This is a genomic window from Meiothermus sp. (genome assembly GCF_026004075.1).
In the GTDB taxonomy this organism is placed as follows: Bacteria; Deinococcota; Deinococci; order Deinococcales; family Thermaceae; genus Meiothermus.
The window spans coordinates 541,854-564,672 of record NZ_BPIK01000001.1; the positions used below are offsets into that span (position 1 = coordinate 541,854).

Here is a 22,819-nt window from a genome sequence, read left to right on the forward strand (position 1 = left end):
CGGTGTCATACGCATTTCGGTAGTATCGTTCACTTTGACAAGCCTAAACGATACTACCGAAATGCTTTTCTACTCCCTTCGGTCGGCTTGAATCCTTCACCTCTGACTCGTCCAACGCTGAAGGATTCAAGCGGAAAGGGTATCAAGTGGTCTTGATGCTGCCGTTGAGCCCCATGGGGAAGAAGCTCCCCATGCTCACGCCGGCGTTGCTGGTGAGATACACAATCTTGAGCACCTCGCTGGTGGTGCGCCCATAGGCCACGGCATTGGCGTCGGCGGCCACCAGGTTGGCTTTACTCATCTTGGTAATGCCCTCGTCCTTGCCCCCACCCACGCTGCCGCGCAGGTCGCTGATGGCCTGCACCACCTGCTCCACGGTGAGGCTCGAGGTCACCATCATGTCCTTGCGTTCATGCAGCAGCAGCCGGATGAGCCCGGCGTGGTAAGCCTCTACAGCCAGAATACCCGCAGCCGGATCCAATACATTGTTCTTGTCGGTGATGAGCTTGGCGGCCCCCTTGTACGCGGTCACCCCGACATCCTCAAAGATAAAGGCCCCGTGAATGAAGAAGAGCTCGTTGGCAAAGGGATTGAAGTTGGTGATGGCCCCATTGCTGGCAGCATTGCCAGCAGCCCTGAAAGCCTGGTCGAGGTCGATCACCGGGCGGTCTACCGCCGCCGACCCCAGAGCCTGACGCAGGAATTTGACGTGGGCCAGCTCGTCCTCGGCAATTTCCTGGGCATACTCGAGCACATCCGGGCTCATCCCGGCGATTGGGCTGGTGCCATCGAAGCCCGAAGGCAGGCGAATCTCGGCGTTGCCACCAATGTTTTTGATCTCGTTAATGCGCCCCACCGCAGCCAGGTAAAAGGCCGCCTCCAGGTACTCCAGATTGAGGGCGAAATTCAGAACGGCCACGTCCTGGTTGGGGCTCTGGCTCATACCGGGGGTGGTGGCGCAGGCTCCCATCACACCCCCCAGCACCAGGCCCGTGCCCATCAGCCCAGTTTGCTTCAGCATCTCCCTACGGTTCATAGCTTACCTCCCTACATAATCTGAATCTGTCCGCGCAGCTCGCCCGCCCGGAAGGCCGCGGTGTGAATATCGAAGTAGAGTTCTCCCCGGTACAGGCGGTTCAGGTCGTCCAGGCTTAGCTCGAGGCGATCCATAAAGGTGGCGCTCCGACCATCGGACGCCGGCATCACCTTGAGGGCCTGCAACAGGGGGCCGTTCTGCCCCTTGGGGCCGCGGTGCAGGTGTACGGCGCTGGTCAGCCGGGCGTTCAGCGCCGGGTCGTCCACCGGGTCGCGGGTGTAGTCGCGGAAGGGCCCGGCCAGGTTGGCGACCGCGCCCTGGATGCTCAGGGTGGAACCCATGAGCTCGAGGCGCACCACCGCCAGGGCCGGGGTGTTGGCCGCGTTGGGCACCACCTCGGCCCCACTCAGCACCACCGCCCGCACCGCACTGCCCATCCCCTGGGCCCGGGCGCTGCCCAGGCCCAGCAACAGCAGGCTGGCCCCCATGCCGCTTACAAATGCACGACGCTGCATGGACTCCCCCTACTTACGAATAAAGCCCTGCACAGCCTGAGTGACCTGCTGGGGGGTGATGGCGACGGCCACCGCCCGGCCCACCGGGGTCTGCGGGCCTTCCACCCGCCCGCCCAGGGTCAGCACCGCGTCGCGCAGGATGGCCAGGTGGGCCTCCTCGTTCATGGCGATGCTGGCCGCCGCCGAGAGCACGGCTTTGTTCTGAATCAGGGGAATGGCCCCCAGGTAGGCCCCGGTAAAGGCGGTCTCGAGGGCCACCAGGGTTTCCAGTACTTTCAGCCGGTTGGCCGCGTTGAACTGCAGATCGCCGTAGGTAAACTGCGGACGGGCCACGGGCATGGCGTTGAAGGGGCCCCGGATGGTGTCGGTCAGGGCCTTGACGTGGGCCTCCTCGTGCTTCAGGGCTTCGGCCAGGTAGTCCCGGATCTCGCTGGGGAAGCTCACCGTGAGGGCGCGGGTGTAGGCATCGGTAGCCAGGTACTCGGCCGTGAGGGCCAGGTTGAGCACATCCAGGTCGCTCACGTTTTGCGACTGGGCCAGGGCCTGCCCCACCAGGTTATGGGCCAGGGCCGTGGAGAGGCCGGCTGCGGTCAAGACCTTAACGAACTTCCTACGGGCCAGATTTTGGGGTTGCGGTTCCATTTTGCACCTCCACCCTGCTATTCGCAGGGGAGGAGGTTTTTGGATTAAGGGCCCGTACCGCTCATTTAGGTAAACAGGCTCGAGACCGATTCCCCCCGGTGAATCCGCCAGATGGCCTCGGCGAAAAGGGGCCCCACACTGAGCTGCTGGACTTTGCTGCTGGGCTTGGCCTTGTAGGCGCAGGTATTGGTTGCCGCCACCTCGGCAATGGGCGCTTTCTCGATCCGGTCAATGGCCGGGCCCACATACACTCCGTGCGTGAAGGCCGCATAGACAGCCTGCGCGCCATTTTGCATGAGGGAATCGGCGGCCTGCACCAGGGTTCCAGCTGTGGAAACCTCGTCATCTACCACCAGGGCCGTTTTGCCCCGCACATCACCCACCAACCCCCTCGAGGTCACCTCGGTATCGGAAAGCCGCTGCTTATCGATGAAAGCGATCGGCAGGGCCAGACGGCGTGCCAGCGAACTCGCCCGCTTGATATCGCCAGCGTCGGGTGCTACCACCACAGCATTTTCTAGCCTTTCTACACGGGTAGCAAAGTAGTTGGCAATCACCGGTTCGGCCGAAAGGTGGTCTACGGGAACCTTAAAAAAGCCGTGCACCTGGGCTGAGTGAAGCGTCATGGTCAGCACCCGGTCGGCCCCGGCGGCCTGGATCAGATCGGCGACCAGCCTTGCCGCAATCGAGATACGGGGAGCGTCTTTTTTGTCGCTGCGGGCGTAGGCGTAGTAGGGAATGACCGCAGTGACGCGGGCCGCGCTGCTGCTTTTGGCCGCGTCGATCATCATTAGAAGCTCTACGAGATGATCCTGCACCGGGGGCGTGAGTGATTGAATGATGAAAATATCGCCCTCGCGAAGGCTTTGCTCGTATCGAACGAAGAGACAGTCGTTGGCAAAGCGCTCGGTAACGCTCTTACCAAGAGGAACCCCCAGGTTGTCGGCTATTTCTTTGGCCAGGGGTAGATTGGACTGTCCGCTAAACACCATCAAGGGTCGTTCCATAACCGCCTGAAAGCATACAACGACCGGAGATACGGGCAGTAGGTGCCAGCCAGAACTTCATCTAGTTCCCAACGCCTTTTTGGCTCTTAATGCCCCATACCCGTATCTGCTAGAGCTGCTCCATTTCTTGTTGTAGACCGGTGGTCACCTCGGGGCCTGTTTTGTGCAGGAAGACGTTAATTTCACTGCGGATGCCGAATGGGCCGGGATAAACGCCGGGTTCGATGGTAAAAGCCAGGCCGGGAATCAGGGGGCGGGTATCGTGGGTCTCGAGGTCGTCGAGGTGGGTGCCGTTGCCGTGGGTGGCGCTGAAGCCCAGGTGGTGGCCGGTGCGGTGCAGCACATAGGCCCCCAGGCCAGCCTGCTCGATCACCTGCCGGGCCGCCCGGTCGAGTTCGAACCCCCGGGGTTGTCGCCCGTCGGCATAGGCCTGTCGGCAGAACTCGAGCGCCGCGTTCCGCGCGTCGCGCACCACCGCCCAGGCACGGTGAACCTCTTCGGGTACATCCCAACCGGCCATCCAGGTTACGTCGGCGTAGGGGCCGCCGGGTTCTTTGCACCACAGGTCAATCAGCATCACCTGACCCCGCTCCAGCCGGCTTTCCCCCACGGTGTGGTGGGGATTGGCGGCGTTGGGGCCGTAGGCCACCATGGGGGGATGATCGAATACCAGTCCTCTGGAGGCAAACACCTTGCTGATTTCGGCCTGCACCTCGAGCTCGCTTGGGGGGTGGTCGAGCCGATTTCGTACAAAACCCAGGGCGTGTTCCAGAGCGGCCTCGATCCCCGCGGCCGCGCGCTTATGAGCGGCCAGGTCGGCAGGCGTCCAGGTTTGGAACTGCAACAGGATTTCCGCCGAGGAAACCACCTCGAGGCCCATACCCCGCAGCAGCTCCAGGGTTCCAGCGTCGATGCGCGAGAGGTAAGGAATCCCCCCGCCAGGGTGATACTCCATAGCAATGCGGCCCAGTGGGGCTACATACGTTTGCAAGGCTTGCACAAACTGCTGGTAGCTCGAGAACACCACCCACCGGCCCGGGAGGTTGGGAAAACTGGTCTTTTCGATGGCATGAACGATAAAGATGAGTTCGCCGTAGGCTGGTATCAGATAGGCAAAGCGGCGGCTAAGCATAAGTCCCTGTAGCCCCAGAGCTTCCAGGGCCAGAATGTTGCTCCCCTGAAAACTGTAGAGCAACCAACCGGGGATGCGGGCTTCTTGCAAGGCTCCTTGGGCTTTGGCAATGTCCATGCGTACATACTACCGGGCGGTCTGGGGTGCTCTTGCTTACGTTTTAGCTTGGCTGAAGTGCTAGTCTTGGATGAGGAGGTTGTTTGTGGTTCAGGAGCAGACGGTGCTTTCCATTACGCCCCTGGCGGCTGAACGCGCCAAGGAGATTCTCCACCGCTATAACAAACCCGATGCGGCGATCCGGGTGTTCATTAAATCCGGCGGTTGTAGTGGCTATCAGTACGGTATGGCGGTGGATGAGCGGCAGCTCGAGGGCGACACCGTCGTGGAAATGCACGGGGTGCGCCTGGTGATTGATCGCATGTCTCTGCCGTTGTTGGCAGGTTCCCAGGTAGACTGGGTCGAAAACCTTATGGGCGGTGGCTTTAGCGTAAATAATCCCAACGCTACCTCTTCATGTGGCTGTGGGCACTCATTCCGCACCGATGGGGCTAAGGCTCCCGCGAGCGAGGGTAGCGGTGGCTGCTGCAGTGGTTGACGCCCAACAGCCCGCACCCCACCTCACCGCCCGCCGCAAACGGCGGGCGTTTTGCGTGCTATCACCATGTATCAAACCCGGGGCGGGCTAAAACCAGATACCTGGCCGCAGGACGACCCAAGCTTTATCAGCGGTGCGATGGAGCATCTATCCATCAGTTGGTGGATGAGTTTTGCTCAAATGGTTAGATTGGCGTACCAGACTAAATAGACGCTCAAGCCCCGGATACCTACAGCTCACTCAAGCGTTATTTGACGGGTTGAATAGGATGGCTATAATAGGGACGGCAAAATGCCATAGTTAAACGATTCTGCAGTAACGCAGAATCCCAAAGGAGGCTAGATGAATCGTTATAGCAAGATTGTTGCACTTGGTCTAACCTTGGTGGCCGGTGCAGCGCTGGCGGGCCCAGCCGACAACAGCCTGGTGATTGGGGCTTCCCAAGAGCCGCGGGTGCTGGGAGGCGACTTCCTAAGCGTGATCTCCAACCAGTCCATCAAGACCGAGATCGAAAACTACCTCTTCGCGCCCCTGATCGTGCAAAACCTGAAGGCTGAGAACGAGGCAGTGCTGGCTACCGAGGTGCCGACGCTGGCTAACCGCCGCCTGCGGGTAACCGATATCGGTGGGGGCAAACGCCGTCTGGAGATCGATATCACTCTGAAGCCCAACCTGCGTTGGTCGGATGGCGATCCCCTGGACACCGACGACTTCGCCTTCTTCTACGAAGTGGGCAAGGCCAAGGGTATGGCTGTGCTCAACCCGGACTACTGGGAGCGGGTTAGCCTGCGGGTGCGCGACAAGCAAAACATGACCGTGGTCTTTGAGCCGGCCTACTACTACGATACCTATGGTTCGCCCATCGGGTACGCGCCGGTGCACAAGATGGGCCCCGAGTGGGAGAGGGTCAAGGCGGCTGCGGCTCCCCTCAACCCCGACCGTGATGCCCAGCGCCTGAACGAGCTGTACCGCAACTTCTTCCAGCAGTTCAGCTCGAACCAGGCCATCAACGCCGGGCGCATGGTCTACAGCGGCCCCTTTAAGGTGCAGCGTTGGGTCTCCAACAGCTCCATCGAGCTGGTGCGCAACCCCAACTTCAACGCTATTGTGCCCCAGGGCGGTGCCGATAAGTACGTGCAGCGCGTAATCTACCGCATCATCCAGAACACCAACTCGCTCCTAGTAGCCATTCTGGGCGGTGGCATTGACGCGACCTCCACTGTGGGTATCTCGGCCGACCAGGCCCGCAGCAAGCAGCTCACCAGCCGTGCGCCGGGTCGCTTCGATATCTGGGCCATTCCGGGTGCCATCTGGGAGCACATCGATATCAACAAGTTCACCAACGTGCAGCGCGTGCGCGACCTGACCCTGGACGACAAGCGCACCCGCCAGGCCCTGTTGCACGCCATCAACCGTGACGCCTGGGTGCAGGCCTTCTTCGATGGGGCCGAGCCGGTTTCCCACACCTGGGTGGCGCCTTCCAACCCGCTCTTTAACCCCAACGTGAAGAAGTACGAGTACAACCCGGCCCGTGCCCGCGAGCTGCTGGCCCAGGTGGGCTGGCGCCCTGGCCCGGACGGCATCCTGCAACGCACGGTGGATGGCCGTACGGTGCGCTTTGAGATCGAGTGGGTAACTACCGCTGGCAACGCCATTCGCGAGCGTACCCAACAGCTCTTCATCGAGCAGTGGCGTCAGGTGGGCATTGCCGTCAAAACAGCCAACGCTCCCAGCGCGGTGGTCTTCGCCGACGACTTCATCCAGCGGGCTGAGGAAGGTAAGTGGCTGATGTTCATGTTCGCTTGGGTGAGCAGCCTGGCCGAAGATGGCAGCCTCTTCCAGCACAAGAACCTCAACACCGGTGCGGTGCAGATTCCCACCAAGGATAACAACTATGCCGGCCAGAACATCGGCAACTGGCGCAACGAGGAATTCGACCGCCTGACCAGCCAGGGCGTGCTCGAGTTCGACGAAGCCCGCCGCAAGCAGCTCTTTGCCCGTGCCCAGGAGATCTGGGCCGAGGAACTGCCTGCCCTGCCCTTGCGCTTCCGCTCCAACTTCCTGGTGGTGCGCACCGGTCTGGTCAACTACGTGGCCTCGACCTACTCGGGCGGCAACGGCTACCCCGGGTGGAACTCCTGGGAGATTGGCTGGGCCAGCCGTGGGGCTGTCAAGCGCCACGACCAAGCCCAGGCCGGCGGTATTGCCATCAAGTAAAACCCACTCAAAGGCAGCAAAACCAGGGGGATCCCCCTGGTTTTGCCCTTTAGAGACCCTGATCGCAGAATGAATGGCTTGCTGGATACATGTATAAAGACAGGTCGTCAAGCGTCTACACAAATTGCCCTACGAACAATACAATCAGGCCCAGCCAAAGACTGGCTAATGAGGAGGAGCGATGAAACGTAAGCTCATTGCGCTAATGGTTTTGGGCGGACTGACGCTGGCAGGCCCTCAGGACAACAGCCTGATTATTGGAGCAGCTCAGGAGCCCAGGGTACTGGCGGGAGATGTGGTGAATGCCATCTCCAACCAGTCCATCAAGTTCGAAATCGAGAACTTTCTGTTTGCTCCCATTGTGCAAACCACCCGCGATCTGAATATGATCCCGGTGGTGGTGACGGAGGTGCCCACGCAACAAAACGGGCGCTTGCGATTTACCAATGTCCGGCCTGGGGTAAGGCGCCTCGAGCTCGACTACACCATCCGGCCCGATGCGGTCTGGTCGGACGGGCGTCCCATCACCACCGACGATGTGGCCCTGTACTTTGAAATGGGCAAGACCAGGGGCGTGCCCTCTACCAATGTCGACTTCTTCGACCGGGCTACCCTGCGGGTACGGGATGCCCGCAACTTTACGGTGACCCTCGAGCCGGCCTACTTCTACGATCTGGACATCAACCAGGTCTACTATGCCCCCAGCCACATCATGCGTGCCGAGTGGGACAGGGCCAAAGCTGCGGCAGCCCAGACCACCGATGCCGCGCGGCAGGCCGAGATTTTCCGCAACTTCTTTACCCAGTTTTCCACCCCGCAGTACCTGAACAGTGGCCGGATGGTCTACTCGGGCCCTTTTACCCTGACCCGCTGGGTGCCCGGTAGCAGTATCGAGATGCAGCGCAACCCTCGCTTCTGGATCAAGCCCCCAGGCGGCGAAGACAAGTATGTGCAGCGGGTAATCTACCGTATCATCCAGAACACCAACTCGCTCCTGGTGGCCATTCTGGGGGGAGGAATTGATGCGGCCTCGAGCGTCTCGATTTCCTTCGACCAGGGCCGCAGCAAGCAGCTCACCAGCCGCGCACCGGGCCGCTTTGAAATATGGGCGGTGGAAACGCCATTTTTTGAGCACCTGGAAATTAACCAGTTCACCAACGTGCAGCGGGTGCGCGACCTGATGCTGGATAACGTCAAGACACGCCAGGCCCTGATCTATGCCATGAACCGTGAGGGCATTACCAAGGCCTTCTTTGATGGGCTGTACACGGTGGCCCCCACCTGGGTTTCTCCAAGAAACCCCATGTTTAACCCCAACGTCGCCAAATACCCCTACAACCCGGAACGGGCCCGCCAACTCCTGGCCGAACTGGGTTGGCGGCCGGGGCCCGACGGCATTCTGCAGCGCACCGTGGATGGTCGCACCGTGCGTTTTGAAATCGAGTGGGCCACCACTGCCGGCAACCAGGTGCGCGAGCGCATCCAGCAGTTTGTGGCGGAGAACTACCGCCAGGTGGGGATTGCGGTGCGCATTAACAACGCACCCAGCGCAGTTGTACTCGGAGCGCAGTATCGGGCCAGGGCCCAAGAAGGCACCTGGACAGGCTTCCTGCACTTTGCCTTCAGTATGGGCCAGGCCGATGATGGGGTGCGTTCGGCCTGCCGCGACGAGGAGGGGAAGGTGGTCTATGTTCCCACTCGCGAAAACGGCTTCCGCGGTCTCAACTTTGGCGGCTGGTGCAACGAGGAGTACGACCGTTTGCGCAACCAGGCGGTCACCGAGTTCGATGTAAATCGGCGCAAGCAGTTGTTTGCCCGTATGCAGGAGATCTGGGCCAATGAAGTGGCGATGATCCCGCTGTACTTCCAGTCCGATGCGCGCGTGTACAAGGTGGGCCTGCTCAACTATGTCTCCTCGACCTTTGCTAACTCGGCCTACCCGACCATCGAGCCCTGGCTCATCGGCTGGCAGTCGCGCGGAGCCCAGAAGGTTTACGACCAGGCCAAGTACGGCCAGCCCATCAAGTAGGCGCGGTTTTTAGCCTAAAAGATGTCCCCGCTCAGGGGGCATCTTTTTACTTGAATCAGGGCTGGTGCATGGTAAAGGCGGCATGCTGCAATGGCTTTTGCAGACTGCACGCATCCATCGATTGGTGGATAAGCCAGCCAAAGGACGCAACAAGCACGTCCTGGACGGTAAAACGTACTATCTTGCCCGGTTGATGGCGGGCTTTGAAAACCCGGAACATGCATTCACAAGACATCTTGAAACAGTATTATGTAGGGCGTGTTTGCTTACACGGTTCGCCGACTGCTGCAAATGATTCCACTGTTGTTTGCAGCCTCTGTAGTGATTTTCACCTTGTTGGCCCTACAACCCGGAGATCCGCTGGACGAGCTACGCCAGCAGAACCCACGGATCACTGCCGAGCAGCTCGAGCAGCTACGCCGTGCCTACGGCCTGGATCAGCCCCTGCATGTGCGCTATTTCAAGTGGCTGGGGCGGGCTATTCAGGGCGACTTTGGTCAGTCGCGCACCTACGCTTCGCCGGCTGGGCAGATTATTTTTGGTCAGCGCTTGCCGCGCACGCTGATTCTGTCCGGGGCGGCGCTTACCCTGGCCTTGCTGATAGCCATACCGGTGGGCATTTTCTCGGCGGTAAGGCAGTACAGCCGAGCCGACTACATAATCACCTTCTTCTCGTTCGTGGGCTTCTCGATGCCAATTTTCTTCCTGGGCATCTTGCTGCTGTTCGTTTTTGCAGTGTGGTTGCCGGAGCGGGTACCGTGGTTCCCCAAGTTCCCGGTGCAGAGCATCTCCGACTTCCAGTGGTCACAGGTGCTCAACGGCGAGATCACCTTCTTCCAGTTCATCGGCGACTGGGCTTTCAAGCTGGTGCTGCCAGTGCTGGCCCTCTCCACCATCCAGATGGCTGCCTGGACGCGCTATATGCGGGCGAGTTTGCTCGAGGTTCTGAACCAGGACTATGTACGCACGGCTCGAGCCAAAGGCCTGAACGAGCGCATCGTGCTCTATAAGCACGCCCTACGCAACGCCCTTATCCCCATCGTGACGCTGGTGGGTCTGGCGATCCCGGGTGTTTTTGGAGGGGCGGTTATTACCGAAACGATCTTCTCATACCCCGGCATGGGACGGGCTATCTTGGACTCTCTAATAGAGAAAGACTATAACGTAGCAATGGCAGCGCTGGCTTTTCTGGCCTTACTGACGGCTGTTTTCAACCTACTGGCCGACTTGATGTATGCGGTGGTAGATCCCCGCATCCGCTATAGTTAGGGGGCTTTATGGCTGCTGTTGCAACTGCTTCTAAACCAAAATCCCAATCCACGTGGGCGCTGGCCTGGCGCCGCTTCCGCAAGCACAATGCTGCCATGTTTTCCCTGGGAGTTGTAATCGCCCTGGTGTTGATGGCGATTTTTGCTCCATGGATTGCGCCTTACAGCCCCACGGCTCAACCGACGGGCGAAAACCTGGCCGACTTCTACTTCCTGGGGCCAACTCGCGAACATTGGCTGGGCACCGATGAACTGGGCCGGGACGTGCTTTCCCGCATCATTTACGGTGCCCGCATATCGCTCTTGGTGGGCTTTGTGGCCGCCTTTGCTGCGGCTTTGCTGGGTACTACCCTGGGGGTCATTGCGGGCTACTTCTCGGGCCGACCCCTGCGCTTTTATGTGGGGCCTCTGGCTAAAGTGGCCGATGGTTGGAACCCGTGGCCCTTTGCGGTGTGGCGGATAGTCTCATGGTTCCTCCTGTACGGCTTACTGTTTCTGGCTGCCGATCTGGCTTGGACGCTGTCGGGTGCGAACATTCAAGCCCTGTTTGCGGGCACCGCCACCTTTAACAATGTGCTTTCGTTGCTGGGCTTGATTCTTATGTGGGGCTTGGTGCTGCTCGTTGGGGGCTGGGGTCTGTTTGGTCAGGGCAAGATCGACCTGGACGTGGTCATCTCGCGTTTTATGGACTTTATGCTGACCATTCCCGAGCTGCCCCTATTGTTGGTGCTCTCGGCGCTCTTGCGGGATACCCAGGGGGTGGTAGGTCAGTGGGCGCAGGGTGTGTTTGGGGAATCGGCTTCAGTGTTCATTATCATTACCATCATCGTGCTGTTTGGTTGGATCGGAACAGGACGTCTGATTCGGGGGGCGGTGCTGAGCCTGCGAGAACAGGACTTCACTACCGCGGCCCAGGCCCTGGGGGCTGGGGAGGCCCGTATCATGTTCCGACACCTGGTGCCCAATACCCTGGCGCCGCTGATTGTAAACGCTACCCTGGCAATCGGGGGGGCTATTCTGACCGAAGCCGCGCTTTCGTTCCTGGGGTTTGGAATTCAACCGCCCGTAGCGACCTGGGGTAACATGCTCACCAAGGCCCAGGAGTACATCTTTACTGCACCCTGGCTGGCCCTGGCGCCGGGCTTCATGATCTTCCTGACGGTACTGGCCTTCAACTACCTGGGTGATGGGCTGCGGGACGCCCTCGACCCGCGCAGCCGCCTCTAAGACTACGCACGTGAAATCGGCAGGGTAAGGCAGCCCTGCCGATTTTTTGTTTTTGGATCGAATCATGCCCTGAAGAGCGGTATTGTAGGGGAATGCGTGCTCTGGCTATTGGTTTGCTGGTTTTACTGCAGTTTGCGTTTGCTCAGGAGAATAGCGAGTTTCGGGTTGCGTGGAACTGCACGGTTCCAGACGAAAAGGTGGTCTGCCTGCGGCCCTCCGGGCTTGTGCAGTGGGGGCTTAGCTACTCGATTCAGTCGGGGTCAAGCGATATGGGGCTGGCCCTGGGTACGCGTCTGCAAGCCCAGACCCAGCGGGAGGGCGTACACTATCAGGCCGAGTTTGGCCTGTGGTACGAGGCGGCGCTGCAGTGGGGCCTCCTCGAGGCTTTTGTTGAGCAGGATTTGGGTATGTTTTGGCTCAGCCTGGGCAAGCGCCGCGATTACAGCGGCCCCTGGGACGACACCCTGATGGGGCGGGACGGACGCTGGGGGGTGTTTACCCGCTACAACCCTGGCGAGCTACCCTGGCTGGGCCTCGAGCTGGCCTACCTGCCCAACGCGGGGTGGGCTGGGGGACAGGGTTTTGTGGGGGGTAGGGCGGATATTTTCCAGGTGGGTACATTTGTTGAAGTTGTGCAGGTACCCAATGCCCTGGGAGAACCGGGGCCCTCCATCCAACTTGTTCCCCGGCTGGGGCTGCTGGGTCAGGAGGTGGAGATCTTCTGGCAGTGGGATTGGGGTTTTTGGGGTAGGTTTTCCCTGCCGCTCCCCTTGGGCCAGGCGCTGGCCCTGGTGTTGCAATGCCCATGCGAGGCCGAGACCCAGGCCCAGGTGGAAGCCCTGGATAAAAGCCGGCTGGAAGGGCTCTTGTGGTGGAACCCGGAGTGGGACTACTTGGGTGAGAGCAGCCCCTATCTGCCCGAGGATCGCCTCAGGGCCTGGTTGCAGGAACCGCGCAAACTGCTGGTGGGGCTTGCGTATAGCTGGAACGACCAGCTTCGGCTGGGGGTAGATCTGTCCAGGGCCCCGGTGGAGGCAGTACGGATCTATGGGCAGCTCTACTGGCGGTAGGGCTGGTAGCCAGCCCGCACAAAATACAGGCCCTGGGCGGGCGCGGTGGGGCCAGCGTCCTTGCGTGTGCCGTTTGCGAGCAGGTTCTGGATGCTGCTCGAGTCCCGTTTGCCCAGCCCAATCTCTACCAGGGTGCCTACCATGCTGCGCACCTGGCCGCGCAAAAAGCCCGAACCCACGAACTCGAGCCAGACTTCCCGCCCCCCCTCGGTGGGCCAGACCTCGAGGTGGGCACGGTAGATTTCGCGCACCGTAGAACGCTCTTCCTTTACGGCAAAAGCCCTGAAGTCGTGGGTGCCTACCAGAAATTCCAGCGCATGGCGCATGGGAATCAGGTTGAGCGAGTGCGGAATCCACCAGACCCGGTGGCGGTCTAAGGCCGGGGGCATGCGGCGCTGCAGGATGCGGTAGCGGTACTCACGCCAGTAGCAGCTTTTGCGGGCATGAAAATCCGGTGCGACTTCCTGGGCTGCGATGGCCCGGATATCCGTAGGCAACAAGCTGTTGAGGGCGTAAGGGATTTTTTCGGTGGGGATGCTGTCCAGGGTATCGTAATGCACCGGCATGGCAATCGCATGCACACCGGCGTCGGTGCGGCCACAGGGCCATATTTTGGGCCTTGCGCCGGGAATTTTGCTAAGGGCGGCCTCGAGTTCCTGCTGCACCGTGCGTTCGCCCTGGGCCTGGGTTTGCAGGCCGGCGAAGCCGGTGCCGTCGTACTCGAGGGTGAGCAGGATGCGCCTGCGTGGGGGGTTGGGTAGCTCGAGGTCTTCCAAAGCGATTGACATTGTATCGGCAACGCTTCATGGACGTTCTACCTACCCCGCCCCACCACCACGGCCTTGGCCCGTACCAGCACCCGCACCTTATCGCCGGGGTGGAAGGGGCTTTCGGGGCTTTCCTGCACGATTAGCTCGCGGCTGCCAAGCTGGATGCGGTAGGTCATGTCGTGGCCCTTGAACTCTCGGGCCAGCACGGTGCCCTCGATCTGCTTGCCATCGATGCCCAGATGCCCCAACGGCATGGCCAGGCCCAGGCCCTCGGGCCGCAGGGAGAGCAGCACCGCGCCCTGGGCCTCCTCCGTGAGCAGGATCCGCCCCAGCGGGGTCTCGGCCTCGAGGCCCCTGGCTTCACCCGGAATCAGGTTGGTGCGCCCTAGAAACTGGGCCACGAAGGGGGTGCGGGGGTGGTGATAGACCTCTTCGGGGGTACCCACCTGCTCGAGCTGCCCGCTGCGCATGACCGCCAGCCGGTCGGCAATGGAGAGGGCTTCTTCCTGGTCGTGGGTGACCAGGATGGCCCCAATGCCCGCCTGCTTCAGCAGTGCGCGCACCTCGTCGCGGGTAGACTGACGCAGGGCGGCGTCCAGGCTGCTGAAGGGCTCATCAAGCAGCACCAGCTTGGGGCCGGGGGCGATGGCGCGGGCCAGGGCTACGCGCTGCTGCTGGCCCCCGGAAAGCTCGCCGGGCTTGCGGTCTTTGAAGACGGTCAGGCCCACCAGACCCAGCACCTCCATAACCCGGGCCTGCCGCGCTTTACCCCGCAGGCGGCGCAGACCAAAGGCCACGTTCTCAAACACGCTCAGGTGCGGAAACAGGGCATAGTCCTGAAACACAAAGCCGATACCCCGCTCCTCTGGGGGCAGCTTGGTAATTTCCCGTCCTTCCAGCCAGATCTGGCCGCTGTTCGGCTGCTCGAAACCGGCAATGAGCCGCAGGGTGGTGGTCTTGCCGCAACCCGAGGGGCCCAGCAGGGCAAACACCTCGCCCTGCTCCACCGTAAAACCCACGTCCTCTACTACGGGGGGAAAGTCGGGGTGGAAGCGTTTGGTCAGGCCCTGCACCCGCAGGATGGGGGTGTGGGTCTGGGTAGGGGCGGTGGGTCGTTCGGCGTGTTGGGTGTTCATCGTCGTTCCTGGGAAAGCAGCAGGCCCACCAGTCCAGCCGAGAATAGCACGATCAGCAGGGCATAAGGAGCGGCCTCGGCGAACATCGCTTCTGAAGTGTAGCCCCAGATGCGGGTCGAGAGCGTAGAGTAGCCTACCGGGGCCAGCAGGAAGGTGAGGGGTAGTTCCTTTACCGCCGACAAAAAGACCAGGGCCATGCTGGCTAGCAGGCCCCGCCGCAGCAGGGGAAAGGTGGCTTTGAGGAAGGCCTGCAAGGGGGTGTAACCCAGGCTGCGGGCGGCCTCCTCGAGCCGAGGTGGGGCCTGGTAGAGCGCGCTGCGGATAGGGCCGATGGCCTCGGCCAGGAAGTGCAGCGCATAGGCCAGTATCAGCAAGGTCAGGGTTTGGTACAGAAAGGGTACCCCGCGCAGGCTGAAGAAGATCAGGGCCAGGGCAAAAGCCAGCGGAGGGGTGGCGTAGCCAATGTAGGCGGCGCGCTCCAGGAGCCTCGAGAGCCGGCCTGGGTAACGCACCCCCAGGTAGGCCAGCGGCAGCGCCAGACAAGCCGCCAAGAATGCGGCTGGAGCCGCGGCCTGCACGGAGTTGCGCAGGGCTTCCAGAATACCCCCCAGGCCGTTGACATAGGTGCTGGGGTGCTGCGCCAGCCAGTACCCAATGGAGGTGAGCGGTACCACCAGGGCCCCCACGATGGGCACTGCCATCAGGCCCAGCGAGGGAAGCAGCCAGAACCCCAGGCGTACCGGTTGGGGTTTTCGGGCGCTACCCAGCCCCACCCGGCTCAGGGAGAGGTTTTTGAGCAGGCGGGCCTCGAGCCAGAGCAGGCTCCCGGTGAGCAGAATGAGCATCAGCGAGAGCCAGGCTGCATAGACCCGGTCAAAGGAGGCCGAGTATTGCAGGTAAATGGCGTAACTGAAAGTCTCAAAGCGCACCAGGCTGACCACCCCAAAGTCGCCCAGCACGTGCAGGCCAATCAGAAGCCAGCCGGCAAACAAGGCGGGCCTGAGCTGGGGCAGCACCACCCGCCAGAAGACCTCGAGGCCCCTGTAGCCCAGACTGCGGGCCGACTCCTCGAGGCCCGCGTCCAGCCCCAGCAGTGCCGCCCGCAGGTTCAAAAACAGATAGGGATAGGTAAAAAGGGTCAGCACCCCCAAGGCCCCCAGGTAGCCCGTGGGCCGGGGCCAGGGAAAGCCCAGGAGGTGCTCGAGCCAGCCGCCAGCCCCGGTAGCCCCAAAGAAGCCAAACACCCCCACGTACCCCGGCACCGCCAGCGGCAGGACCAGCAGCACCGTCCAGAAGCGCTTGCCCCGCAGGTTGGTGCGGCTGGTCACCCAGGCCAGCGGGAGGGCCAGGGCCGTGGTGAGGGCAATCACCCCCACCAGCAGCGCCACGGTGTTGCCCAAGAGTTGCAGGTTACGCTCCCGCAGCACAATTTCGGCAAGCTGCTGGGGTTCGGCCTGGGCTGCCCGCAGTACCAGGTATAGGAGCGGCAACAGCACCGCCGCACCCACCAGCAACGCTACCGCCAGCAGGGGTTTGGGGATGGGTTTGGACAGACCATAGACCATGTGCGTAGCGCAAGCAGGCCGCCTTGGGGCCGTGCATCCCCAAAGCTAGCAAGCTATAGAATATAAATCAAGTATCTTTGTCGGTTTTTGGTGCTTTAGAGGACTCCAAAGATTGGGAAACGCACCTTCCGAGGCGTGGTTGGCCGAGGAATCTGTTGGGGTGTGGTCAAGGAAATCGGTCGTGTCCGTGCCGTATCAGATTCCTCCTTCGTCGGAATGACCGGTGTTGGGTGATGGGAGCTCGAGGATTCCTGCATGGGATTTGAGGAAAGAGATCCCTCGGACGCGCCCAGTGGCCCTTGCACGCAGAGTTGGTATCAGCACTGGCCGGGTTCGCAAAGTGAAAGAGGCCTTGCTATGAGGCCTCTGGGTAACGGATTTGTGTGAACCCGCTTGCATAGAAGGGGGAGCTTAACAAGGTTTTTCAGCGCCCCTCCGGGCGTAGTAATACCAGTTGAGCAGCACGTTGAGGGCATAGAAAACCGCAGCTCCGTAGAAAAAGCCGACAGCAGAGCCGGTGCTGCCAATGACGGCCCCAATCAGGGAGGAGAACGCGAAGGGGCCATAGGCGGCGATGGCGGCCGTCCAGCCGATCACCCCACCGGCCTTACGCGGCTCGAAGATCATGGGCATCTGCTTGAAGGTGCTGGCGTTGCCGATGCCGGAAAACAAGAAGACCAGCAGCATAAAGAACACAAACCAGGGGAACTGCTCGAGGGAAACGGGTCGCAGGAAGAAGGTGACGCCAATGGCCGAGATAAGCAAGCCAATGCCGCTTACCTGTGTCCAGATGGCCCCGCCGTAGCGGTCGGTGAGGGGGCCCATCAGTACCCGGAGGAGGGAGCCCACTAGCGGCCCCAGGAAAGCAAAGGCCAGGGGGTCGGGGGCCCCTTCAAACTTGCCGTACACGGTGCGTATAAGCAGGGGGAAGGTGGCCGAGAAACCCGAGAAAGAGCCAAAGGTCATGATGTAGAGGCTGGTCATGATCCAGGTGTGCTTGTCGCCAAAGATATCAAACTGCTCGCGGAAGTTGGCCCGCACCGGCACGCTTTTTAGCCAGAACCAGGCCAATGCTGCTCCCAACAACACCAGCGGCACGTACACCAGGGTGGCGTTTTGCAGCCAGATGGGTTTGCTGACCTCGCCCTTGGTGAAGGTTTGCGGGTCGCCCAGCAACGAGCCCAGCAGGGCAAAGCCGATAATCCAAGGGGTCACAAACTGCACCACCGAAACCCCAAAATTGCCCACCCCGGCCTGAATCCCCAGGGCTGTGCCCTGTAGCTTTTTGGGGAAGAAGTAGCTGGTGCTGGGCATAAAGCCCGAGAAGTTGCCCCCGCCAATCCCGGCCAGAAAAGCCAGCACCATCAAAACCCAGAACGGGGTGGCGGTGTTTTGTACGGCCCAGGCCCAGCCCAGCAAGGGTACCAGCAGTAGCAGCGTGGAGTAGGTGACCAGATGGCGGGTTCCCAGGATGGGCGGCAAAAAGGTCCAGATGATGCGCAGGGTGCCCCCGGCCAGCCCCGGCATGGCGGCCAGCCAGAAAAGCTGCGATGTGCTCAGCTGAAAACCCACATTGGGTAGGCGCACGACCAGGGCGCTCACCACAAACCAGGTGATAAAGGCCAGGGTTAGGTTGAAGGTGGTAATCCAGAGGGTACGCCAGGCCAGGACTTTGCCCTGGGTTTCCCAAAACTGGGGGTCTTCGGGCTCCCATCGGGTTAGCCAGGTGGTGGGAAGGGGTTTGGAAGGGTTCATGGGTTCCTCTCGAGGCCCACCCAAGCAGCCTCATGTGCTGGGGTATGGGCATCCAAAACGACCAGGCGGTGGTCTTCCACACGGTACAGAAGCGGTACGACCGGAAGCCCCAGTCGTGCGGTCAGTTTGCGGGCTTGGCGCCGGGTGAAAGGTTCTACCTCGCCAATAGCCAGCGCGGCAATCTGGGCGCGGTAGTGCTGGATATGATGCTCGTTGGTAGGTAGGTGGTTGAGCACATAGGGGTCGGGGTACTGCATTGCGCAGTCGGTGTGCCCAATCAGGGCGATGGCCCCAATGCCCATGCGGGCTACCGAGAAGGCCAGGTAGGGCTCTACAGGTGCGGGGTTGGCCCCCCCAGTGCGCAACACGAAAGCGAAGTTTTCAGGCATGTGTAGGCGGATGCGAAAGTCCATACAGGTCACCACAGCCAGGACAGGGCGGTCGAAGGGCGGGAAAAACTGGCCTTGGTTGTGGCTTTGCAGCAAGATTTGGATGGGTTCAGGCAACATGGGCCACCTCCATACGCCTTGTAGAGCCCTTATGCATTTGCTAACCCGCCCCGTCAGTGCCCCTCGGGGTGGTGCTCGATTTTGCCCCGGAGGTGTGGTGCAGCCTGGTTGAGCATGGCGATAACCGTAAGGTGCATCCAGATGGCGCTGATGGCGGTGAGGATAAACAGCACCACAAAGGTCATCTGGGGCAGCCCTGTCCAGGCCTGGGCGTAGGCGAAGAGCGGGGGCAGGAAGAACCCACCCAGCGCACCCAGCATGCCCACCAGACCGCCGACCGCCCCCACATCTTTGGGGAAGTACTCGGGGATGTGCTTGTACACCGCGGCCTTGCCAATGCCCATAGCTATCCCGACCAGGAAGACCAGAAGGGTAAAGGGCCAGACCGTCATGGTGTAGTGCATGACCTCGCGCATGCCGTCGGGCTCGATCCGGCTGGGCAGATACAGCACGATGTGCCCGTCGGGCATGGACAGGAGCCAGGTGGCAAAAAGCATGGTGCCAAAGGTCCAGTACATCACCCGCCGGGCCCCGTAGCGGTCGGAGAAGTAGCCCCCCACCGGGCGCAGCAGACTGGCCGGGAAGATAAACAGGGCGGTGAGCAGGGCGGCCTGGTAGAGGGGTAGCCCGAAAACATCTACGTAATACTTGGGGAGCCAGGCCGAGAGCGCCACATAGGCCCCAAAGACCACCACGTAGTAAAGGCTAAAGCGCCAGACCCGGATGTTCTTCAGGGGGCGCAGCATTTCCAGGAGGGGCCGACCCTGACCGGGCTTGCGATCTGTGCGGGGTGTAAAAACCCACATGGCCAGGGCCATCAAGACCAGCAACACCGCATATAGAAAGGGCACAAAACGCCAGCCGCCCGGTACCAGCCCGCCCAGGTAGCCCGCTGCCGGTACTGAAGCGATGATGGCCGGGCCGATGAACTTGGTGACGCTGGCCCCCACATTACCGGCCCCGAACACCCCCAGGGCAAACCCCTGCTGCTCCCGTGGGAACCAGGCTGCATTCCAGGCGATGCCCACACTAAAGGCGTTACCGGCAAAGCCGACCAGGAAGGCATAGAGCAGAAGTGCTTCGTAGCTGCTGGCCTGGGAGACCAGATAGGCCGGGATGGCGGTGAAGAGCAGCATGGCGGTAAAGACCACCTTGCCCCCGTAGCGGTCGGTGAGGATGCCGGCCAGAAGCCGCCAGATGGAGCCGTTCAGAATGGCTACCGCCGAGAGCCAGCTAAGCTGTACGTCGGTCAGGCCGAACTCCTTGCGGATGGGGATGCCCAGCACCCCGAACATCAGCCAGACGGCAAACATCAGGGTGAAACCCAACGTAGAGAGGGTGAGCACTTCCAGGCGCTGTTTGCGCTCGGAAGAATTGGCATGGGGGCTAGTCTGTACCATAAGCACCTCCTTTTTCGGCAGTTTGAGGCTGGGCAGATGGGCGGGCAGCGGCGGGTACAGCGGAGCGGCGGTGTTTGCGTACCCAGATCACCAACTGCCAGGGCCGCCACAAGTAGCCCAGCGGTACGGTGATGATGTGAATCAGTCGAGTAAAGGGGAACAGCGCCAGCAAGACCCAGAAGTTGAAGACGTGGAGCTGGATCCAGAAGGGCAGGTCGGCTACCAGCTCGGGGCGGGGGCGCAGGGTGAGGATGGACCACAGGTAAGGGGTGAAGACCGAGGGGAACCAGTAGGAGCCGTAGCGGTACAGCACGGCGGTGAGAACACCCGTAACCACCGAGACCAGTAGCAGCAGCAGCACGATTACATCGGAGGGGCGGGTTACGGCCAGGATGCGCCGGTTGGAGAGCCGGCGGTAGAGCAGCACCAGCAGCCCCCCCAGCGTCCACAAGGCCAGGGCCAGGCCGGTGATCTCGAGCAGGAAGAGTCGGATGGGCACGGCGTTCCACCACAGGAGGCCCTGTGGTACCAGAACGGCCAGCAAGTGCCCTAGCAGAATAATCAGAATGCCCCAGTGAAAGGGGATAGAGCCGAAAAAGAGCAGCTTGCGTTCGAGCAACTGGCTCGAGAGACTGCTGACGCTGAAAGGCTTACCGCGCATCCGCTGGAAGCTGACGATAACGAGGAGCGCCAGCGCCACATAGGGAAAGACTTGAAACAGCAGCACGTTCCAGTTCATTCGCGCCCTCCTTTGGATAGGCTGCCGAAGAGCGAACCCACCACCACAGGCAGTTGCAAGTCGGGGGCTTTGGCGTAGGGTTTAACGGCCTCGAGCGTCGCTTCCAACAGCATCAAATAAGGATTGCTGGGCTCGAGGGTCTTGAGGGTCTGGATCATCTGGTGCAGGGCCGGCTCCAGCAGCTGGCGTAGCTCGGGTAGGGGTGTTGGGGCTTTGGCCAGATAGCGCAGGATGGGGATCAGGTGATCGGGAATCTCACCCGCGGTGTCTATTCCCAGGGCCTGGTAGGCCGCATTGAGTTCGGCCATCAGGCGGCCCCGCCGGTAGTCCTCGCCGTAGACGGCATAGCCGATATAAGGCGCGGTGAGCGGGGTGAGCTCGAGGGTGCGGGTGAAAAGCTCCTCGCGCTCGGCCAGCTTGAGCTCGGAGAGGGCCTTGAGGAAGCGCTCGAGCAGGTCTTTGGCCCTCGATTTTGGTAGATCCTGTAGCCTCTCCCACAGGGCCTTGGTGGAGCCCGGTTGGGGGTAGTGGTAGGCGAGTGCTAGGGTTGTGAGTAGGTCGTCCATAGGTACCTCTGAAGGGGATGAAAGGCGAGGAAAGAGAAAAGGGGAAGGAGGAAAGCAAAGGCCTTTGACTTCACTTTTCTCTTTCTTCTTTCCTCCTTTCTCGCCTTGTCGCCGTTCTAGTCGCCCCTGACTGGCAACTCGATAAACCCAACGCCGGTCTCGCCCTTGTGGGCCAGGGGGTCGTTCCAGACCTCTACCGCCATCTCGCGGTGGTAGGGCGGCACCACGAAGCGCTCTGCAAGGGTGGGCTTGGCGGTGAGCTGGTAGATGGCCTCGATCTCCTCGGGGGTGGTTCCGGCCGCTTCCACCAGCCGCAGGGTGGCCTCGTCCATGTGGCCCTCCACGCTTTGCCGGCGCTTGTAAATGCGTACGGCCAGCAGCTTGCGCAGGATGGGCTTGACCACCTCTACGTTGCCTGCAGCGAACAGGTTGGCCAGGTACTCCAGCGGCAGACGGGCTTTTTCCAGGTGATTGAACAGCTCGAAATCTATTTTTTCGGGGGGGAGCTCGAGCCTGACCAGGCCCTCCTCAATGCTACTCACGATGGGGGAGAGCGGCGGGATGTAGAAGAGCATGGCCATGGTGCGGTACTCGGGGTGCAGCGGCAGGGCCAGCTTCCAGACCTTCACGAACTTGTATACCGGCGAAGCCTGCGCGGCCTGAATCCAGTCGTCGCCCAGGCCGTTCTCCTTGGCGGCTGCAATCACGGTGGGGTCGAAGGGGTCGAGGATGGCATTGAGCTGGGCCTGTACCAGGTCTTTGATATCGGCGTGGGCGGCGGTGGCAATCTGGTCGGCGTCGTAGAGGATTACCCCCAGGTAGCGGATGCGCCCCACGCAGGAGTGGAAGCAGGCCGGGGCCTGACCGGTCTCGAGGCGGGGGAAGCACAGGATGCACTTCTCGCTCTTGCCGGTGGCCCAGTTGTAGTAGACCTTTTTGTAGGGGCAGGCTGCTACGCACATGCGCCAGCCCTTGCACTTGTTCTCGTTGACCAGCACCACCCCGTCCTCGGCGCGTTTATAAATTGCGCCGCTGGGGCAGGCTGCTACGCAGGCCGGGTTCAGGCAGTGGTTGCAGATGCGGGGCAGGTAGTTGAAGGCCACCCGCTCGATTTCGGCCATCTGGGCCTGAATTTCCGGGGACACGCCGGCCCAGTTGGGGTCGTTTTGGGCGTAGAGGTTGGAACCCCCCAGGTCGTCGTCCCAGTTGGGGCCTGCGGCGATGTTCATGGGCTCGCCGGTGATCATCGAGATGGGCCGGGCTACCGGCTGGTCGTCGCTCTCGGGGGCGTTGAAGAGGTGCTGGTAGTCGAAGGTGAAGGGCTCGTAGTAGTCGTCAATCTCGGGCAGGGCCGGGTTGAAAAACAGGTTGGCCAGGCCCCGGGCGCGGGAGTGCAACTTGAGCTCGAGCCGCCCGTTCTTTTTCTCCCAACCCCCCTTAAACCGCTCCTGGTCTTCCCAGCCGGTGGGGTAACCCGTACCGGGCCGGGTCTCGACGTTGTTCCACCACATGTACTCGGTGCCCTTGCGGTCGGTCCAGAGGTTTTTACAGGCGACCGAGCAGGTGTGGCACCCGATGCACTTATCGAGGTGGAAGGTCATGGAAACGTGTGCACGTACGTTCATGGCTATCTCCTTGGCA

At 61.3% G+C, this 22,819-nt stretch carries 20 protein-coding genes; 6 read left to right on the forward strand and 14 right to left on the reverse strand.

The features are described from left to right. Window positions 1-142: 142 nt before the first annotated feature. The 5 genes from Q0X18_RS02595 to Q0X18_RS02615 all read right to left on the reverse strand — a co-directional run bounded on the left by Q0X18_RS02595 (window position 143) and on the right by Q0X18_RS02615 (window position 4,449). Window positions 143-1,036 carry a ferritin-like domain-containing protein gene (locus Q0X18_RS02595; RefSeq protein WP_297558150.1) on the reverse strand — a complete coding sequence of 298 codons (894 nt, stop codon included), beginning with the start codon at window positions 1,034-1,036 and terminating at the stop codon, window positions 143-145. Between the two features lie 11 nt (window positions 1,037-1,047). Further along, the gene (locus Q0X18_RS02600; RefSeq protein WP_297558153.1) at window positions 1,048-1,551 is read right to left on the reverse strand and encodes a CHRD domain-containing protein; all 504 of its coding nucleotides are present in this window, start codon (window positions 1,549-1,551) and stop codon (window positions 1,048-1,050) included. Window positions 1,552-1,560: 9 nt separating this feature from the next. Then, window positions 1,561-2,193 carry a ferritin-like domain-containing protein gene (locus Q0X18_RS02605; protein ID WP_297558155.1) on the reverse strand — a complete coding sequence of 211 codons (633 nt, stop codon included), beginning with the start codon at window positions 2,191-2,193 and terminating at the stop codon, window positions 1,561-1,563. Window positions 2,194-2,258: 65 nt separating this feature from the next. Further along, window positions 2,259-3,200: a ribose-phosphate pyrophosphokinase gene (locus Q0X18_RS02610; protein ID WP_297558158.1), complete on the reverse strand. Its 942-nt coding sequence runs from the start codon at window positions 3,198-3,200 to the stop codon at window positions 2,259-2,261. 109 nt (window positions 3,201-3,309) lie between these two features. Then, window positions 3,310-4,449: a Xaa-Pro peptidase family protein gene (locus Q0X18_RS02615; RefSeq protein ID WP_297558160.1), complete on the reverse strand. Its 1,140-nt coding sequence runs from the start codon at window positions 4,447-4,449 to the stop codon at window positions 3,310-3,312. Window positions 4,450-4,519: 70 nt separating this feature from the next. Between Q0X18_RS02615 and erpA the strand changes: the two genes are divergently transcribed. The 6 genes from erpA to Q0X18_RS02645 all read left to right on the forward strand — a co-directional run bounded on the left by erpA (window position 4,520) and on the right by Q0X18_RS02645 (window position 12,738). Next, on the forward strand, window positions 4,520-4,927 hold the full coding sequence (gene erpA, locus Q0X18_RS02620; protein ID WP_297558162.1) for an iron-sulfur cluster insertion protein ErpA: 408 nt from the start codon (window positions 4,520-4,522) through the stop codon (window positions 4,925-4,927). Between the two features lie 342 nt (window positions 4,928-5,269). After that, window positions 5,270-7,144 (forward strand): peptide ABC transporter substrate-binding protein, encoded by a 1,875-nt coding sequence (locus tag Q0X18_RS02625; RefSeq protein WP_297558164.1) that lies wholly within the window; start codon window positions 5,270-5,272, stop codon window positions 7,142-7,144. Between the two features lie 181 nt (window positions 7,145-7,325). Then, window positions 7,326-9,173, forward strand: a complete 1,848-nt coding sequence (locus Q0X18_RS02630; protein WP_297558167.1) for a peptide ABC transporter substrate-binding protein — start codon at window positions 7,326-7,328, stop codon at window positions 9,171-9,173. A 258-nt stretch (window positions 9,174-9,431) separates the two neighbouring features. Further along, window positions 9,432-10,442 (forward strand): ABC transporter permease, encoded by a 1,011-nt coding sequence (locus Q0X18_RS02635; RefSeq protein ID WP_297558169.1) that lies wholly within the window; start codon window positions 9,432-9,434, stop codon window positions 10,440-10,442. Window positions 10,443-10,450: 8 nt separating this feature from the next. After that, window positions 10,451-11,668 carry an ABC transporter permease gene (locus tag Q0X18_RS02640; RefSeq protein WP_297558172.1) on the forward strand — a complete coding sequence of 406 codons (1,218 nt, stop codon included), beginning with the start codon at window positions 10,451-10,453 and terminating at the stop codon, window positions 11,666-11,668. A 92-nt stretch (window positions 11,669-11,760) separates the two neighbouring features. After that, window positions 11,761-12,738: a hypothetical protein gene (locus tag Q0X18_RS02645; protein ID WP_297558174.1), complete on the forward strand. Its 978-nt coding sequence runs from the start codon at window positions 11,761-11,763 to the stop codon at window positions 12,736-12,738. Here the strand turns inward: Q0X18_RS02645 and truA are convergent. The 9 genes from truA to narH all read right to left on the reverse strand — a co-directional run bounded on the left by truA (window position 12,726) and on the right by narH (window position 22,803). Beyond that, on the reverse strand, window positions 12,726-13,526 hold the full coding sequence (truA, locus tag Q0X18_RS02650) for a tRNA pseudouridine(38-40) synthase TruA (RefSeq protein ID WP_297558177.1): 801 nt from the start codon (window positions 13,524-13,526) through the stop codon (window positions 12,726-12,728). The genes Q0X18_RS02645 and truA overlap by 13 nt on opposite strands. 26 nt (window positions 13,527-13,552) lie before the next feature. After that, window positions 13,553-14,644: an ABC transporter ATP-binding protein gene (locus Q0X18_RS02655; protein ID WP_297558179.1), complete on the reverse strand. Its 1,092-nt coding sequence runs from the start codon at window positions 14,642-14,644 to the stop codon at window positions 13,553-13,555. Further along, window positions 14,641-16,209, reverse strand: coding sequence for an iron ABC transporter permease (locus tag Q0X18_RS02660; protein WP_297558181.1), 1,569 nt, complete (start codon window positions 16,207-16,209; stop codon window positions 14,641-14,643). The genes Q0X18_RS02655 and Q0X18_RS02660 overlap by 4 nt, the downstream gene beginning before the upstream one ends. 411 nt (window positions 16,210-16,620) lie before the next feature. Further along, complete coding sequence (locus tag Q0X18_RS02665; protein ID WP_297558183.1) at window positions 16,621-17,964, reverse strand: MFS transporter; 1,344 nt, start codon at window positions 17,962-17,964, stop codon at window positions 16,621-16,623. After that, window positions 17,961-18,473, reverse strand: a complete 513-nt coding sequence (locus tag Q0X18_RS02670) for a carbonic anhydrase (RefSeq protein ID WP_297558186.1) — start codon at window positions 18,471-18,473, stop codon at window positions 17,961-17,963. The genes Q0X18_RS02665 and Q0X18_RS02670 overlap by 4 nt, the downstream gene beginning before the upstream one ends. Window positions 18,474-18,526: 53 nt before the next feature. Next, the gene (locus Q0X18_RS02675) at window positions 18,527-19,873 is read right to left on the reverse strand and encodes a nitrate/nitrite transporter (protein WP_297558189.1); all 1,347 of its coding nucleotides are present in this window, start codon (window positions 19,871-19,873) and stop codon (window positions 18,527-18,529) included. After that, a complete protein-coding gene (gene narI / locus Q0X18_RS02680) occupies window positions 19,860-20,612 on the reverse strand; it encodes a respiratory nitrate reductase subunit gamma (protein ID WP_297558192.1) in 753 nt (250 codons plus the stop codon). The genes Q0X18_RS02675 and narI overlap by 14 nt, the downstream gene beginning before the upstream one ends. Further along, entirely contained in the window at window positions 20,609-21,178 is a 570-nt protein-coding gene (locus Q0X18_RS02685; RefSeq protein WP_297558194.1) for a nitrate reductase, read from the reverse strand. Before Q0X18_RS02685 ends, narI begins: the two co-directional genes overlap by 4 nt. Window positions 21,179-21,294: 116 nt before the next feature. Further along, window positions 21,295-22,803 (reverse strand): nitrate reductase subunit beta, encoded by a 1,509-nt coding sequence (gene narH / locus Q0X18_RS02690; RefSeq protein ID WP_297558197.1) that lies wholly within the window; start codon window positions 22,801-22,803, stop codon window positions 21,295-21,297. Between the last annotated feature and the right edge of the window lie 16 nt (window positions 22,804-22,819).

Excerpts from the sequence above, each read along its gene's own strand:
- Q0X18_RS02595 (WP_297558150.1), bottom strand. The coding sequence starts at position 1,036 with ATGAACCGTAGGGAGATGCTGAAGCAAACTGGGCTGATGGGCACGGGC.
- Q0X18_RS02600 (WP_297558153.1), bottom strand. The coding sequence starts at position 1,551 with ATGCAGCGTCGTGCATTTGTAAGCGGCATGGGGGCCAGCCTGCTGTTG.
- Q0X18_RS02605 (WP_297558155.1), bottom strand. The coding sequence starts at position 2,193 with ATGGAACCGCAACCCCAAAATCTGGCCCGTAGGAAGTTCGTTAAGGTC.
- Q0X18_RS02610 (WP_297558158.1), bottom strand. The coding sequence starts at position 3,200 with ATGGAACGACCCTTGATGGTGTTTAGCGGACAGTCCAATCTACCCCTG.
- Q0X18_RS02615 (WP_297558160.1), bottom strand. The coding sequence starts at position 4,449 with ATGGACATTGCCAAAGCCCAAGGAGCCTTGCAAGAAGCCCGCATCCCC.
- erpA (WP_297558162.1), top strand. The coding sequence starts at position 4,520 with ATGAGGAGGTTGTTTGTGGTTCAGGAGCAGACGGTGCTTTCCATTACG.
- Q0X18_RS02625 (WP_297558164.1), top strand. The coding sequence starts at position 5,270 with ATGAATCGTTATAGCAAGATTGTTGCACTTGGTCTAACCTTGGTGGCC.
- Q0X18_RS02630 (WP_297558167.1), top strand. The coding sequence starts at position 7,326 with ATGAAACGTAAGCTCATTGCGCTAATGGTTTTGGGCGGACTGACGCTG.
- Q0X18_RS02640 (WP_297558172.1), top strand. The coding sequence starts at position 10,451 with ATGGCTGCTGTTGCAACTGCTTCTAAACCAAAATCCCAATCCACGTGG.
- Q0X18_RS02645 (WP_297558174.1), top strand. The coding sequence starts at position 11,761 with ATGCGTGCTCTGGCTATTGGTTTGCTGGTTTTACTGCAGTTTGCGTTT.
- truA (WP_297558177.1), bottom strand. The coding sequence starts at position 13,526 with ATGTCAATCGCTTTGGAAGACCTCGAGCTACCCAACCCCCCACGCAGG.
- Q0X18_RS02655 (WP_297558179.1), bottom strand. The coding sequence starts at position 14,644 with ATGAACACCCAACACGCCGAACGACCCACCGCCCCTACCCAGACCCAC.
- Q0X18_RS02660 (WP_297558181.1), bottom strand. The coding sequence starts at position 16,209 with ATGGTCTATGGTCTGTCCAAACCCATCCCCAAACCCCTGCTGGCGGTA.
- Q0X18_RS02665 (WP_297558183.1), bottom strand. The coding sequence starts at position 17,964 with ATGAACCCTTCCAAACCCCTTCCCACCACCTGGCTAACCCGATGGGAG.
- Q0X18_RS02670 (WP_297558186.1), bottom strand. The coding sequence starts at position 18,473 with ATGTTGCCTGAACCCATCCAAATCTTGCTGCAAAGCCACAACCAAGGC.
- Q0X18_RS02675 (WP_297558189.1), bottom strand. The coding sequence starts at position 19,873 with ATGGTACAGACTAGCCCCCATGCCAATTCTTCCGAGCGCAAACAGCGC.
- narI (WP_297558192.1), bottom strand. The coding sequence starts at position 20,612 with ATGAACTGGAACGTGCTGCTGTTTCAAGTCTTTCCCTATGTGGCGCTG.
- Q0X18_RS02685 (WP_297558194.1), bottom strand. The coding sequence starts at position 21,178 with ATGGACGACCTACTCACAACCCTAGCACTCGCCTACCACTACCCCCAA.
- narH (WP_297558197.1), bottom strand. The coding sequence starts at position 22,803 with ATGAACGTACGTGCACACGTTTCCATGACCTTCCACCTCGATAAGTGC.